General features: G+C 67.5%; 11 protein-coding genes. 7 read left to right on the top strand and 4 right to left on the bottom strand.

What is annotated here, in order from left to right; translation table 11 throughout:
* The first annotated feature begins 35 nt into the window (after positions 1-35).
* The 4 genes from dapA (at position 36) to ACYP33_RS04700 (ending at position 3,260) form a co-directional block, all read left to right on the top strand.
* Positions 36-938, top strand: coding sequence for a 4-hydroxy-tetrahydrodipicolinate synthase (dapA, locus tag ACYP33_RS04715; RefSeq protein WP_414451473.1), 903 nt, complete (start codon positions 36-38; stop codon positions 936-938).
* A 109-nt stretch (positions 939-1,047) separates the two neighbouring features.
* Positions 1,048-2,190 (top strand): outer membrane protein assembly factor BamC, encoded by a 1,143-nt coding sequence (bamC, locus tag ACYP33_RS04710; protein ID WP_414451474.1) that lies wholly within the window; start codon positions 1,048-1,050, stop codon positions 2,188-2,190.
* Positions 2,191-2,194: 4 nt separating this feature from the next.
* Entirely contained in the window at positions 2,195-2,971 is a 777-nt protein-coding gene (locus ACYP33_RS04705) for an MBL fold metallo-hydrolase (protein ID WP_414442488.1), read from the top strand.
* A gap of 154 nt (positions 2,972-3,125) precedes the next feature.
* Positions 3,126-3,260, top strand: coding sequence for a hypothetical protein (locus ACYP33_RS04700; RefSeq protein WP_414442487.1), 135 nt, complete (start codon positions 3,126-3,128; stop codon positions 3,258-3,260).
* A gap of 341 nt (positions 3,261-3,601) precedes the next feature.
* On the opposite strand, the gene ACYP33_RS04695 is transcribed toward ACYP33_RS04700, so the two are convergent.
* The gene (locus tag ACYP33_RS04695; RefSeq protein WP_459620179.1) at positions 3,602-4,804 is read right to left on the bottom strand and encodes a JmjC domain-containing protein; all 1,203 of its coding nucleotides are present in this window, start codon (positions 4,802-4,804) and stop codon (positions 3,602-3,604) included.
* A 33-nt stretch (positions 4,805-4,837) separates the two neighbouring features.
* Here ACYP33_RS04695 and ACYP33_RS04690 point away from each other — a divergent pair, with 33 nt between their 5' ends.
* On the top strand, positions 4,838-5,383 hold the full coding sequence (locus ACYP33_RS04690) for an FKBP-type peptidyl-prolyl cis-trans isomerase (RefSeq protein ID WP_414442486.1): 546 nt from the start codon (positions 4,838-4,840) through the stop codon (positions 5,381-5,383).
* Between the two features lie 84 nt (positions 5,384-5,467).
* On the opposite strand, the gene ACYP33_RS04685 is transcribed toward ACYP33_RS04690, so the two are convergent.
* The 3 genes from ACYP33_RS04685 to ACYP33_RS04675 form a co-directional block, all read right to left on the bottom strand.
* Positions 5,468-6,784, bottom strand: coding sequence for a hypothetical protein (locus tag ACYP33_RS04685; protein ID WP_459620034.1), 1,317 nt, complete (start codon positions 6,782-6,784; stop codon positions 5,468-5,470).
* Positions 6,768-9,440, bottom strand: coding sequence for a DNA mismatch repair protein MutS (mutS, locus tag ACYP33_RS04680; RefSeq protein WP_459620032.1), 2,673 nt, complete (start codon positions 9,438-9,440; stop codon positions 6,768-6,770). Before mutS ends, ACYP33_RS04685 begins: the two co-directional genes overlap by 17 nt.
* 205 nt (positions 9,441-9,645) lie before the next feature.
* On the bottom strand, positions 9,646-10,464 hold the full coding sequence (locus tag ACYP33_RS04675; RefSeq protein ID WP_414451532.1) for an FkbM family methyltransferase: 819 nt from the start codon (positions 10,462-10,464) through the stop codon (positions 9,646-9,648).
* A gap of 554 nt (positions 10,465-11,018) precedes the next feature.
* Between ACYP33_RS04675 and ACYP33_RS04670 the strand changes: the two genes are divergently transcribed.
* Complete coding sequence (locus ACYP33_RS04670) at positions 11,019-13,466, top strand: YjbH domain-containing protein (protein ID WP_459620030.1); 2,448 nt, start codon at positions 11,019-11,021, stop codon at positions 13,464-13,466.
* 94 nt (positions 13,467-13,560) lie between these two features.
* Positions 13,561-14,292, top strand: a complete 732-nt coding sequence (locus tag ACYP33_RS04665) for a carboxypeptidase regulatory-like domain-containing protein (protein WP_459620028.1) — start codon at positions 13,561-13,563, stop codon at positions 14,290-14,292.

Genomic DNA, 14,292 nt, shown 5'->3' with positions numbered 1-14,292 from the left:
ATCGACGTTTATTGAGTTTACTTTCATTGCGTTTCATGGCTAACGGCACCCAAGACGGCATTCAATTCCGCGGCAGCATGCCCGCGATCGTGACCCCGATGCTCGAAGACGGCAGCCTCGATCTGCCGGCCTTCCGCAAGCTGGTCGACTGGCATATCGAAGAAGGCACCGATGCACTGGTGGTGGTCGGCACGAGCGGCGAATCGGCCACGCTGTCGGTCGACGAGCACATCCAGACGGTCAAGACGGCGGTGGAGCACGCCGCCAAGCGCATCCCGATCATCGCGGGCGCGGGCGGCAATTCCACGGCCGAGGCGATCGAGCTGTCGCGCCAGGCCAAGTCGGTCGGCGCCGACGCCACGCTGCAGGTGGTGCCGTACTACAACAAGCCGACGCAGGAAGGCATCTATCGCCATTTCCGTGCGATCGCCGAGGCGGTCGACCTGCCGGTGATCCTGTACAACGTGCCGGGCCGCACGGTGGCCGACATGGCCAATGAAACCATCCTGCGTTGCGCCGAGGTGCCGGGCATCGTCGGCGTGAAGGACGCCACCGGCAACCTCGAGCGCGCCGCGCACCTGATCAAGGCCGCGCCGCAGGGCTTCGGCATCTACAGCGGCGACGATCCCACCGCGATCGCGCTGATGCTGCTCGGCGGCCACGGCAACATCTCGGTCACGGCCAACGTCGCGCCGCGCGCGATGAGCGAGCTGTGTCGCGCCGCGATCGCCGGCGACGCGAAAACCGCGCGTGAAATCCATATGAAGCTGCTGTCGCTGCACAAGCACCTGTTTGCCGAGGCGAACCCGATTCCCGCGAAATGGGCGCTGCAGGAAATGGGCAAGATTCGCGGCGGCATCCGCCTGCCGCTGACGCCGCTCGACGAGCGCTTCCACGATGTCGTGCGCGGCGCGCTGCGCGAAGCCGGCATCGTTTGACCGATCCGGATGGCCGCGCCCGCGGCCGTCCGTGCTTCCCGACCCACCCGATTTCACCCCGGCCCGCCGGCATTGCGCGTGTCACGCGTTTAGCAAGACGAAGGATTTCATGAAACATTTCGCCTTTTCCTCTCGCGCCGTCCAGGCGTCCGTGGTGGCGCTTGCGCTTGGCGCGCTGGCCGGTTGCGACACGCTGAACGATTATTTCGCGCCCGACCGTGTCAACTACAAGTCGACCGGCTCGGCGCCGCCGCTGGCCGTGCCGAAGGATCTGACGGCCGTGCCGGTCAGCCCGTCCTACGTCGCGCCGCCGACCAATGCGGGCCTCGGTTCGCTGCCGCAGCGCGCCGTGACGGCCGCGGGCAATTCCACGGAAGGGCAGCCGAGCGCGCAGGACCCGTACGGCATGCACATCGAGCGCGATGGCGATCGCCGCTGGCTCGTGGTCGATGGCCGCACGCCGGAACAGCTGTGGCCGCAACTGAAGGAATTCTGGGCCGACAACGGCTTCGCCCTGAAAACCGACGCGCCGCAAACCGGCATCCTCAGCACCGATTGGGCCGAGAATCGCGCCAACATTCCGGACGACTGGTTCCGCCGCAGCATCGGCCGCGTGATCGACTTCGCCTATTCGTCGGGCACGCGCGACAGCTTCCGCACGCTCGTCACGCGTGGCGGCAACGGCACGACCGACATCTCGATCACGCACAGCGCGATGGAAGAAGTGCTGACGGGGCCGCAGGGCGGCGATTCGTCGCGCTGGGTCGAGCGTCCGCGCAACCCGGTGCTCGAAGCGGTGTTCCTGGCCAAGCTGATGGAGAAGTTCGGCTTGACCGATGCCCAGGCCAAGCAGCTGCTGACCGACGCGCGCTCCGCCACGGCGCCGGCCACCGTGGTCGACAGCTCCGGCGCGGCCACGCTCGATCTGGCCGAATCCGTCGATCGCGCCTGGCTGCGCGTGGGCCTCGCGCTCGATCGCACCAACTTCGCCGTCGACAACCGCGATCGCGCCAAGGGCGTGTACATGGTCCGCTACGCGAATTCGGCCGACGAGCTGAAGGGCGACGGCCTGCTCGGCAAGCTGTTCTACGGCCACGCCAAGGCCGCCAAGCAGGGCAAGGAATACTTCGTCAGCGTGCGTGCCACCGGCGACGCGAAGACGCAGGTGGCCGTCGTCGATGCAAACGGCCAGGCCGACAATTCGACCGACGCGCAGCGCATCATCACGCTGCTCCACACGCAACTGAACTGAGCGCGTGAGAGTCACAAGCCTCGGCAGCGGCAGCGAGGGTAACGCGCTCGTTGTCGAGGCATCGTCGGGCACCACCACCACACGCGTCCTGCTCGACTGCGGTTTTTCAGCGAAAGAAATCGATCGCCGCTTGGTGCGGGTCGGGCTCGCCTCGGGGGAGCTCGACGCGATCCTGATCACGCACGAGCACAGCGATCACATCGGCGGCGCGCTGACCATGGCGCGGCGTTTCGGCATCCCGCTGTACATGAGCTGGGGCACCGCACGCGCGGTCGGCGCCGATAGCGCCGACGTCGATCTCCATGTGATGTGGGGCGACGACACAGCTGCCATCGGCGATCTCGAAATCCATCCCTATACGGTTCCGCACGATGCGCGTGAGCCGCTTCAGTTCGTGTTTTCCAATGGCAGTGCACGGCTCGGCGTGCTGACCGATGCGGGCATGTCCACGCCGCATCTCTGCAGTGCCCTGAACGGCTGCGACGCGCTCGTGCTCGAAGCCAACCACGATGTCGAGATGCTGGCCAAGGGCCGCTATCCGGCCTCGCTGAAGGCGCGCATCAGCGGCCCGCACGGGCACCTCAGCAACGCCGCGGCGGCCGAGATCCTGGCCTCGCTGGATCGCTCGCGCTTGCGGCATCTGGTGGCTGCGCACCTGAGCCAGCAGAACAACCTTCCCGAGCTGGCGCAGGCCGCATTCTCGGCCGTGCTCGATTGCGCGCGGGATGACGTGACGGTCGCGTCGCAGGACGACGGTTTCGGCTGGCTGGACGTGGGGTAGGGGAGCGAGCACACATGTGCCGCAGGGGAGTGCCCGCTTGTCGCGATGGAATCGCGAGCGGGCATAAAAAAACCGGCCACCAGGGCCGGTTTTTCGTATCAGCGTGAGCTGAGTCTTGCTTAGTTGCTTGCGCCCGAAGCCGGAGCAGCAGCCGATGCGCCTGCGTCCGAAGCCGGAGCAGCAGCAGCCGATGCAGCGTCGCTCGCAGCAGCAGCCGTGCTCGAAGCTGCGTCCGAAGCAGCAACAGCAGCCGACGAAGCAGCCGAAGCTGCTGCCGATGCGTCGCTAGCAGCCGACGAAGCAGCTTGGTCCGAGCTCTTGTTGCAAGCAGCAAGAGCAACAGCGGCCAACAGGGAAGCTACGAGGAGGGATTTCTTCATGATCACGTCCTTTTATGGTTAAAGGTAAGCAACAGCGCGAAACAATACCGGTAATGTGCTCCAACACCGACTCGGGCCGCTGGTGGAGACGCGCTGGACGCACTGCCAGAGCGTGAATCTTCCCTACGGCTTGGGCGGAAATTATATGCACTTTCCTATCGACCGTCGACAAATGCGGGGTCAATACGTTGTCTTTCCCATACAGGTTTCATCCAATATGGGATGTCATGCCGGGGCAAGCGTACAGCACTTATCCCAGTTTGATCCAGCCCGCACAATACCACTCGTGGAGCAACGCTGTCATGAGCGGGTGGCGGGAGTGTGTTACAAAGCGTTTCGCCCCCAAACAGCGTCGATCGGCCAATTCCGGCAGCCATTTTGCGGTGCCGGCGAGCGGATTTTCTTCGCCATTAATGAAGTACGAGCGCGCGTTATACATCAACGCCGCCTTTCTGTCGAGGCGAATACCCCGGCGGCCTGCTTCAGTCGAGAAATCGTCCTCTTCGAGCGGGTCATCAGGGGTGTCGAATACCACGTTCGATTTGGGTTCGCTGAGGTAGCTGCCGAGGAACGATTCGATCTCGCGCGGCGTCCAGCGAATGCCGTTCAGCACCGCTTCCACTTTCTCCACCATCGTGGCCGGCAATTGCGCCGGACGATCGACGGCCGGTTGCCGCGGATCGCGATACAGCGCGCCGGCGCGCGCGCCTTGACGCAGCGCGCCGCGCTCGGCGAGGTAATACAGGAACTGGCTCGTCAATTCCCCGGTGGACGGGGCACGGAAGCCGATCGAGCAGGTCATGCACTCGCCCTCGGCGATGCCGTCGTGGGCGATATGCGGCGGCAGGTAAAGCATGTCGCCCGGCTCCAGCACCCACTCCTCGGTCGGCTCGAAATGCTCGAGCACTTTAAGCGGCAGATCCTCGCGCAGGCTCAGGTCGGTTTGCGCGCCGATGCGCCAGCGTCGCTTGCCATGCACCTGCAGCAAAAACACGTCGTAGGAATCGAAGTGCGGACCGACGCCGCCGCCGTCCGTCGCATACGAAATCATCAGGTCGTCGAGGCGCGCATCGGGCACGAAGCGAAAGCGTTCGAGCAGGGCGCGCGCGGCATCGTCGTGCAGGTCCGCGCCTTGCAGCAGCAGGGTCCATTCGCGCTTGTTCACCGAGGGCAGCGCACGTGCCTCGAACGGGCCGTGATCCAGTTGCCATCTGTTACGAAAATGGGTGATGAGCCGCGATTCGATATCCATGTCGGCGGCCAGCTCGAACAGCGCGTCGCGCGTGATCGGCGGCACGATGCCGGGTATCGCCTGGCGGATCAGCAGCGGCTTTTTCTGCCAGTAGCTGCGCATGAATTGCGACGGTGTCAGGTTGCCGAGCAGCGGCGTCGGCTGGTCGGGGCGGGGGGCATCGGACGGGCTGTGCGCTTCGGTTTCGGACCGTTGAGACATCGGTATAATGCGGCTTGAAATTGGGAGATCTGGATGAAAATCGCAAAAAACACCGTCGTATCGGTCGCTTACAAGCTGTCGGATGCGCAAGACAACCTGATTGAAGAAAGCGACGAGCCGATGGTCTATCTGCACGGCGGCTATGATGGCACGTTCCCCAAGATCGAGGAACAGCTCGACGGTCAGGAAGCCGGCTACGAGGCGGAGGTCCAGCTCGAACCGCAAGACGCGTTCGGCGAATACGATCCCGAGCTCGTGAAGATCGAGGCGCGCGACCGCTTCCCCGAGCCGCTCGAAGTCGGCATGCAATTCGAAGGCACGCCGGAAGATGGCGACGAGGAAGTCGATTCGCTGATCTACACCGTCACCGATGTCGCCGAAGACAAGGTGGTGCTCGACGGCAATCACCCGCTCGCCGGCATGGCGCTGCGTTTCTCGCTGAGCGTGAAGGATGTGCGTGCGGCCACCGAAGACGAAATCGAGCACGAACACGCGCATGGCGCGGAAGGGCTGGAAATCGTCGACGAGGACGATGACGACGAAGAAGGCGAGGCGCCGAAAGGCCACACGCTGCACTGATCGAACGCGGGCCGAGGCCCGCGTTTTTGCATCCGCTTGGCCCCGGCCCTCGGGGCATCGTGGCTCAGGCCTTCCGGGCTGCGTTCAGCGGTAGCTGCCCGGCGCCGATGCCGGCACGTTGGACGTTGGTGCCGATGGGTAGAGCGGCGGCATGGCCTGACCCGCGCCGCTCGCCGCGGTGCCGGGCGACGCGCCGATCGAAGCCGGTTGCGGCGATACGCCGCCCACGGTGGAGGCCGGATCGGGCAATTCCGGCAGCGCCGGGATTTCCGGCATATCGGGCAACGGGATGTCCTCGTGCGGCGTGGCAGGCAGCGCGGGCGGCACCGGCAGGTTGGCCGGCACTTCCTGCAGGCTCACCCCGAACATCGGCCGTCCGACCGGATTCATCGTGATCTTGATCCATTGCACGAGCCGTTCGCGCGGCGCGATCGCGATGCGCGTCAGGTTCTCCATGCGCTCGCCTTTCTCGTCGTGCAACGGCTGATCGATCCGGAAGCCGCCGCGCAGCGCCTCGCTGCCCGCATGGATCACGAGGATCGTGCCGCGAAACGTGGCGGCCGCCTTCACGAGCGAGCGCTTGAATTCCAGAAAACCGTCGCGCGCGCGCGTCCTCAGTTGCAGCCAGGCAAAGCGCTCGTGTTCGTAGCGCTCGAACTGCGGATCGCCTTCGATCACGATCACCAGCGCGCGGGCATTGCGCCGCTTCGCGAATTCGGCCGCATGGTCGATCCAGAATGCGTTGGCGATGGCGCGATCTTCGAACTCGCCGTTGCGCCCGCCGGCTGTCAGATAGCGGTTGTTCGGCGACGGCGCGTTCAGCGCGACGAAGACGGCATCGCCCTGGGTCCAGCGGATGTTCTCGCGGAACGGGCGGAAGCGCGCGACTTCGCTCTCGCGCGTGACGGGCTGCGGCGTCGCGCCAAGCGATTCGGAATCCGACAGGAAGGTCTGGCGCAGATAGTCGAGCCGCTCGACCGCGTCGTAGCCGCCGTTGTCTTTTTGCGCGCACACCGCCCAGTCGAATTGCCCCGGCACGTAGAACACCGGCACGCGCGAGGCCTTGAGGATGGCGAAGCGGTTGTCGTACACGCCGTCGCGGCACGCTTCGCGCACACCCTTGAGGTTGCCGTCGTAGATCGCGAACGCCACCGCGCGATCGCGCGAAATCGCGTCGAACATGCGCGCCATGCCGGGGTCGTCGGCCGGGCTGTTGATCATGCCGGACAGCACCGCGAACGCGAAGCCGCGCTCGGCAACATGCGCGGCGCCGGCCGCGGGCGCGGCACCAACCGGGTTGGCGAACGCCGCGGCGGCAGCCAGCAGCAGCCACGCCGCCGTGTGCCGGCAAGGAGCGCGGCGCGGGCCGTGCGCAGGCCGGGCTTCAGTGCGCGAGGTCATCGTCCGCTTGCCGGGCGGCGAGGGTTTGCAGTTCGTAGAGCAGATCGAGCGCCTCGCGCGGCTTGAGGTTGTCCGGTTCGATCTCGCGCAGGCGCGTGAGCGCCGGATGCGGCGCGGCCGGCGGTGCTTCGTGCACGGCGGGCGTGTCGTAATCGGATTCGTCGTCGTACAGCGGTGCCGGTGCGGCGAACAGGTCGAGTTGCGGCGTGGGCCGGCCGGCCGACTGCTGTTCGAGGTGCGCGAGGTGCTTGCGCGCGGCGCGGATCACGGCGGGCGGCACGCCGGCCAGTTGCGCGACCTGCAGGCCGTAGCTCTGGTTCGCCGGGCCTTCGTTGACCGCATGCAGGAACACGATGCCGTGGCCGTGCTCGACGGCCGACAGGTGGACGTTTGCCGCATGCGGGAATTCGGCCGGCAGTTGCGTCAGCTCGAAGTAGTGGGTGGCGAACAGCGTGTAGCAGCCGTTGTGCGAGAGCAGGTGGCGTGCGATCGCCCAGGCCAGCGCGAGGCCGTCGAACGTCGAGGTGCCGCGGCCGATCTCGTCCATCAGCACCAGGCTTTGCGGCGTGGCGTCGTTGAGGATCGCCGCGGCTTCGGTCATCTCGACCATGAACGTCGAGCGGCCGCCGGCCAGATCGTCGGCCGCGCCGATGCGCGTGAAGATCCGGTCGATCGGGCCGAAGCAGGCCGACTTCGCCGGCACGTAGCTGCCGACATAGGCCATCAGCGCGATCAGCGCGGTCTGACGCATGAAGGTCGATTTACCGCCCATGTTCGGGCCGGTGATCAGCAGCAGCTTGCGCTCGTTGCCGAGCCGGCAGTCGTTCGCGATGAACTGCTCGACCTGCGCTTCCACCACCGGGTGGCGGCCCTGTTCGATATCGATGCCGATTTCATCGGAAAAGCGCGGCGCGACCCAGTCGAGCGCGCGGGCGCGTTCGGCGAAGGCGCCGAGCAGATCCAGCTCGGCGAGCGCGGCGGCCACCCGCTGGCACGCCTCGATATGCGGCAGCAGCGCCTGCAGCAGCGCGTCGTAGAGGGAGCGCTCGCGAGCCAGCGCACGTTCCTGCGCCGACAGCGCCTTGTCCTCGAAGGTTTTCAGTTCCGGCGTGATGTAGCGCTCGGCATTCTTCAGTGTCTGGCGGCGGCGGTAGTCGTCGGGCACCTTGTCGGTCTGGCCGCGTGTGACTTCGATATAGAAGCCGTGCACCTTGTTGAACTCGACGCGCAGGTTCGCGATGCCGGTGCGGGTGCGCTCGCGCGCTTCGAGATCGATCAGGAACTGGCCGCAGTTTTCCGAGATGTCGCGCAGCTCGTCGAGATCGGCGTCGTAGCCGCGCGCGATCACGCCGCCGTCGCGCACCATCGCCGACGGCTCCGGGGCGATCGCGCGCGTCAGCAGGTCGGCGCAGCCAGCCGGCGGTTCGAGCGCGGCTTCGAGGCGCGCCAGCGCCTCCGCCTGTTGCGCGATCGGCGTGAGGCGCGCGCGCAGCTCGGGCAGCGAGGCGAACGTGTCGCGCAGGCTCGACAGATCGCGCGGGCGCGCCGACAGCAGCGCGAGGCGGCCGGTGATGCGCTCGACGTCGGCGATCCGGCGCAGCGCGCCGCGCAGCGTTTCGAGGTTCGCGTCGCCCACGGCTTCGAGCAGCACGCCGATCGCCTGCTGGCGGCCCTGCGCCGCCACCGAGGCGCGCGGCGGGTGATGCAGCCAGTGGCGCAGCAGGCGGCTGCCCATCGTTGTGCAGCAGGTGTCGAGCAGCGAGTAGAGCGTGGGCGATTCGGTGCCGCGCAGCGTTTCGGTCAGTTCGAGATTGCGGCGCGTGGCCGGGTCGAGCCCGATGTATTCGGATTCCGTCTCGACCTTGAGGCTGCGCACGTGGCGCAATTGCTGACCCTGCGTGGACGCCGCGTAGAGCAGTAGCGCGCCGGCCGAGCCGCAGGCGCTCGTCATCGAATGCGCGCCGAAGCCTTCGAGGCTCGCCACGTCGAGCTGGCTGCACAGGCGCTGCGTGCCCGAGGCGATGTCGAAGTGCCAGGCCGGCACGCGCGTGACCGCGCCGGCGCCGGGCGGCACGGCTTCGATGGCGGCATCGGCGGCGAGGATTTCGGCCGGGCGGATGCGTTCGAGCGCGGTGCCGAGTTCGCCGGGCGCGATTTCCGCGAGGCGCAGCGCGCCGCTGGCCAGGTTGAGCCACGCGAGGCCGACGTTGGTGACCACGCCGCGCTTGTTGTGGCCGAGGCTCAGCGCGAGCAGGAACACGTCGGCCTTGTCGGACAGCAGTGCCGCGTCGGTCAGCGTGCCGGGCGTGACCACGCGCACCACCTTGCGCTCGACCGGCCCCTTCGACGTGGCCGGGTCGCCGATCTGTTCGCAGATCGCCACCGATTCGCCGAATTTCACGAGCTTCGCGAGATATTGTTCGAGCGCGTGATGCGGCACGCCGGCCATTCGGATCGGCGTGCCGGCCGACGCGCCGCGTTGCGTCAGCGTCAGGTCGAGCAGGCGCGCGGCTTTCTCGGCGTCGTCGTAGAACAACTCGTAGAAATCGCCCATCCGGTAGAAGACGAGCGTATCCGGGTGTTCGCTTTTGATGCGGAGGTACTGCTGCATCATGGGCGTGTGGTTCGCGGTTACGTCGGTGGGTTGCGTGCTCATTTGACAGGCTGAAGTGGCTTTGGTCGTGGAGTTTACCAGCAGGGGGCGGTGACGGTTCGCGGGGCAGGCCGTTTGGCAGAGGGTAAAACGGCCACCGGGCGCGGCCCGGGCGGCGGGGCTTGCGGCATATCAGTAACCGGCGTCGATCCTGGCCGGCGAAGCGCGCCGGCACCACGTTTCACATGCCGCTAGCCAACCCTGCGGCTCAACCCGCCGCGTCCCGGCAAAACGCAAACATCGGGCTGGTGTGATGGTGATCCTCCCCCGGCTCCACACTCACATCCACGAGTTCCAGCCCGTAATCCGACTTGCGCAGATACGCCCGATATCCATACGGATGCGTCGCCTTCAACCGCTCCGCGAATTCGTGCCGCAACTCACCATACAACTCGGCGATGACGACCCGCGGCGGACACTGCGCAAGCGTGTCGGCCGCGCCGGTCAGCGCATCGACCTCCGCCCCCTCGATGTCGAGCTTCCAGATGTCGAAGGCGCCGTGTTCGGCGCGCAGCGCGTCGATGGTGATGGTCGGCACGTCGATCTTGCGATGGGCGTCGCCGAAGATATACGGGAACAGCGCCAGCACTTCGTCCTTCAGGCTCGAGCCCTGGTTGTGCGCGAGCGACACGGTCATGGTGGCCGAGCCGGGCGCTGACGACACGGCCTGCGGCACGGCCACCACGCGATCGGCCGGCAGGGTGGCGAGCCGGGCGAACAACTCGGGGATCGGCTCGGCGGCGATCACGCGGCGCGCGCCGGTGTCGAGCAGTTCGAGCGCGGTCACGCCGATATTCGCGCCGGCGTCGAGCACCTGGTCGCCGGCCTGCACGAAGCGCTGGAACAGTGCGCGATCGACGTCGCCTTGCGGGTAGCGAATCTTCAACAGCAGCGACGCGGCGTAGTAGCGCTCGTGCCGGTTCGCCAGATCGAACGTGATCGGAATGCCGCCGATCTCGAAGCTCACCTTCCCGCTGTCGCGGATGCTGCCTTCGATTTCCGTATACAGCATCGCTTGCGTCGACATGGCCCGGCCTTCCGTCTGATGAGTGGGCAAGCATTATGCCGCACGCCCATCGCCGCTCCGGCGCGCAAACCGGCCGCTCGCGCGCGATGTCACCCGCCCGCCCGTAACGCCCACGCCGAACGTCACGTAACCGGAACATCCCCGCCCGCCGCGCACCTTCGCGCTTGTCCACGTTTTCGCAATCCCTCGCCGTCCGACCCTCTTTCGGAAACGAAAAATTTCAGCATTGACGATTTGTAAGCAATCTTCCGATTTTGGAACGCTTCTTGCTGCGTTGCAGCGTCGCGTGTGTGGCAGGGGGATGGACGCCGCAGCGACGGTCTGACAGCAGGACTGCAGCGACGCCAGGCGCGGTACGGCCGGTGCGGTGCAGCGCGAATGTCGTCCACGTCCGGGTGCCGGGCGTGGTTCACCGGGTATCGAGCCGGGTTCCCTTGCAGCCGTCCACCGGATGCAGGGCGGACGCGTGCGATTTGCCGCCGCGCCGGGGGGGCTCGATGGCGGGGAGCGGGGGGCGGCGAAGCGGCGATCACACGTCAACGATAGCGACAACAATGACCTACAAAAACCGAAAGAAGCGGGCCGGCAGCGGCCTTGGGGTATTCGCGCTGGGTGCGATCCAGGCGTTCGCGGCGAGCGCCGCGACGGCGGCGGAGCCGGCGTTGTCGGCGCTGGGGCCGAGCGGCGGGCTGGTGATTCCGTACGGCTTCACGCTGCCGCAAGGCACGTTCGAAGGGCAATACAACGATTACATCGACCCGCGTTTCGGCCGCACGGCCACGAAGTCGGACGTCGCGTGGGCGGGCATCGGCATCCTGCCGTACGTCGAGGTGACGGGCGGCCTGGTGAACTACACCGGCAACGTGCGGCCGGTGTTCCCGGGTGCCGAGTCGATCGTGGTACGCCACCTGATGGCGAACCTCAAGGTGGCGGTGCCGAAGTTCTTCCGTTATCAGCCGGACATCGCGTTCGGCATCAACGACATCGGCGGCCAGACGCATTTCTTTCGCGCGAAATACGGCGTGATCTCGCAGGCGCTCGGCCCGGCGACGTTCACGGTGGGCTACGGCAGCGGCGACCGGCTCGACGGCGCGTTCGGCGGCGCGGAGCTGAGTGTGTTCCACACGGGCCTGTCGCTGCTGGTCGAACACGATTCGCAGACACCCTATGCGGGCATCCGCTATCACTCGCCGGCCATCCGCTGGCTGGCCGACGCGAGCCTGGTCGCCACGCTGATGCGCTCGCTGAAGCAGACCCACGGCGTGGCCGAACGCACGGCGTTCTCGGTCGGCATCCAGATTCCGCTCGGCAAGCGCTTCGACGCCGCCCATTGCGCGAGCGCGTTGTGCGATGCGCAGCAGGCCGCGGCCACGAACGCAGCCGCAAACGCCGCCGCGAACGCCGCGATGACGAACGCCGCATCGACGGACACCGAACCGCATGCCGCAGCGGGCGCAACCTCGGGCCTGGACGCCCGCCCGGCCTCGGCAAACACCGCCACGCCACTCCTGCTGCCGGCCATCGCATGGTCCGCGCTGCACCCCGCGTCGACGAACGAAATGGATGCGCGCGCAACGATGCAGCGGGTCGGCGCGATCGTGCCGGTGGCGAGCGGGCCGACTTCGCTCGACGCGATCGTCGATGCGCTGTCCGAGGCCGGGCTCGAACGCGGCCGCGCGGGCATCGTCGGCCACGACCTGGTGGTCGAATACGAAAACCACCGCTACAACCAGAACGAAGCCGATGCGCTCGGCATCGCGCTCGGCATCGCGGCGCGCCACGCGGGCGGCGAGATCGACACGATCCGCGTGGTGATCCGCAAGGCGGGCGCGGCGATGGCCGAGGTGAGCGTGGATCGCGGCGCGTACGCGGCGTTCCTCGCCGGTGGCGCGCCGACCACGGCAAGCGCGTCGCTCGCGATGCGCATGCGTCCGACCTACGATTCGGCCAGCGTCGACTGGTCGGGCAGGACGGGCCGCCACAGCTACGTGCGCTTCGAGATCGCGCCGGTCACGCACTACCTGTACGGCACCGACTACGGCAACTTCGACTACTCGGTCGGCGCGCAACTGCGCGCGTTCGTGCCGCTCTGGCGCGGCGCGGAGTTCTACGCGAGCGCGATCGCGCCGCTCGCCAACAGCCGCAACATGGACAACGGCCGCTTCTACAGCGCCTACCGCCTGCGCGGCGGCATCGCCGACGCCGCGCTCGCGCAGAGCTTCTGGATCGCGCCGCGCGTGCTGAACGTCACGTCGGCGGGCAAGTTCGATCTGCAATATCTCGGCGTCGAGAACGAGACGACGGCGTTCGTGCCGGGCCGGCCCGACGTGGTGCGCCTGAAGCTGGCCTACCTGCGCCGCGAGCCGGGCAAGGATGCGCTGCCGGACGTCAAGAACGCCTCGCTGACCTATCGCTGGGTGCAGCCGGCCTGGAAGCTGTGGATTGAGGCGGGCGTGGCGCGCTACGTGGGCGGCGACAAGGGGCCGCTGGTGGTGGCGACGCGCTGGTTCGACGACGTCGCGTTCAGCTTCCAGGCGCAGCACAGCGGCCACGGCTCGTTCATCGGGGCGTCGGTCAGCCTGCCGCTCACGCCGCGTCAGGGCATGAAGCCGGGCCTCGTCGAGGTGGCCGGCACCTCGCAGTTCGATCTGAATTTCCGCACGCGCGTGGGCTCGACTAACTACCTGGCGGCCGACGGCACGCAGAGCCTCGATTTCGGCTACGACACGCAACAGTTGCTGCTCAATCAGGGCCGTTTCAGCGCCGGGTATTTCTCGACCCAGCTCTACCGCATGCGCGACGCCTACGAACGCTACGCCGCGCCCGATGCGGCGGCCACGCGCAAGACGCCGGCCGCCGCACCGCAGACGCAGACGCAGACGCAGACGCAGACGACACCCGCGCAGGAGCCGCTGGCGCTCGTCGCCATCGCGAACGCAACCCACGCCATCAACGCCGCAAGCGCAACGACGACGGCCGCCGCCGTCGCGCCGCAACCCTGAAACCACACGAGCCGCGTGCGGTGCGACCCGTCATCCCGACGTTTCGCACCGCCCGTGGTCGGCACGACGATTCACGAGAACACGGAGAACCACGATGAAGACAGGCGTTACGAAACTGCGCGCCGCGCAGTGGATGGGGCCGGGCGTCGTTGCGATGGCCCTGATGACCGCTTGCGGCGGCGGCGGGGACAGCGGCGGCGGCGGGCCGGTCACGACCTCCACCACGGCCTCGGGCAAGATCAGCGGCACCGCGGCGGTGGGCGCGGCGATGGCGAACGCATCGATCACGGTGGCCTGCGTGCAGGGCACCGGCGCGAGCACGGCCACGTCCGCCGGCGCGTTCACGGTGAGCTTCGCGTTCTCCGGGCCGTGCTCGATCACGGGCAGCACGGGCACGGCCACGCTGCACTCGCTCGCGAACGGCAGCGGCACGTTCAACGTGACGCCGCTGACCGAACTGATGCTCGTCTACCTGGCGGCCGAACTGGGCACCGATCTGAACGGCCTGCTCGGCGGCCTCGCGTCGAACACGGCCTATCAGAGCGCGGTGGTCAACAGCGGCAACCTGAGCGCCGCGCAGGGCGGCGTGGCGACGGTGCTGAAGTCGATGTTCAACATCACGCTGTCGACCTCGGCGTTCCTGACGACGGCGTTCACGCCGGGCCAGCCGGGCGCCGACGCCGATCTCGATGCGTTGCAGGCGGCCGGCGCGTTCACCAGCGCCGGCACGCCGTCGGCGGCGCTGCTGGCGGCGGTGGCCGCGGCCGGCACGGCGGCCAACCGCCCGACCGGCGGCACGGGCGGCAGCACCAGCGGCACGCCCTGA

The sequence above is a fragment of the Burkholderia sp. 3C genome (assembly GCF_054589155.1).
The sequence above is the reverse complement of the archived record's forward strand: the minus strand, read 5'-3'. Positions and strand labels throughout refer to the sequence as shown.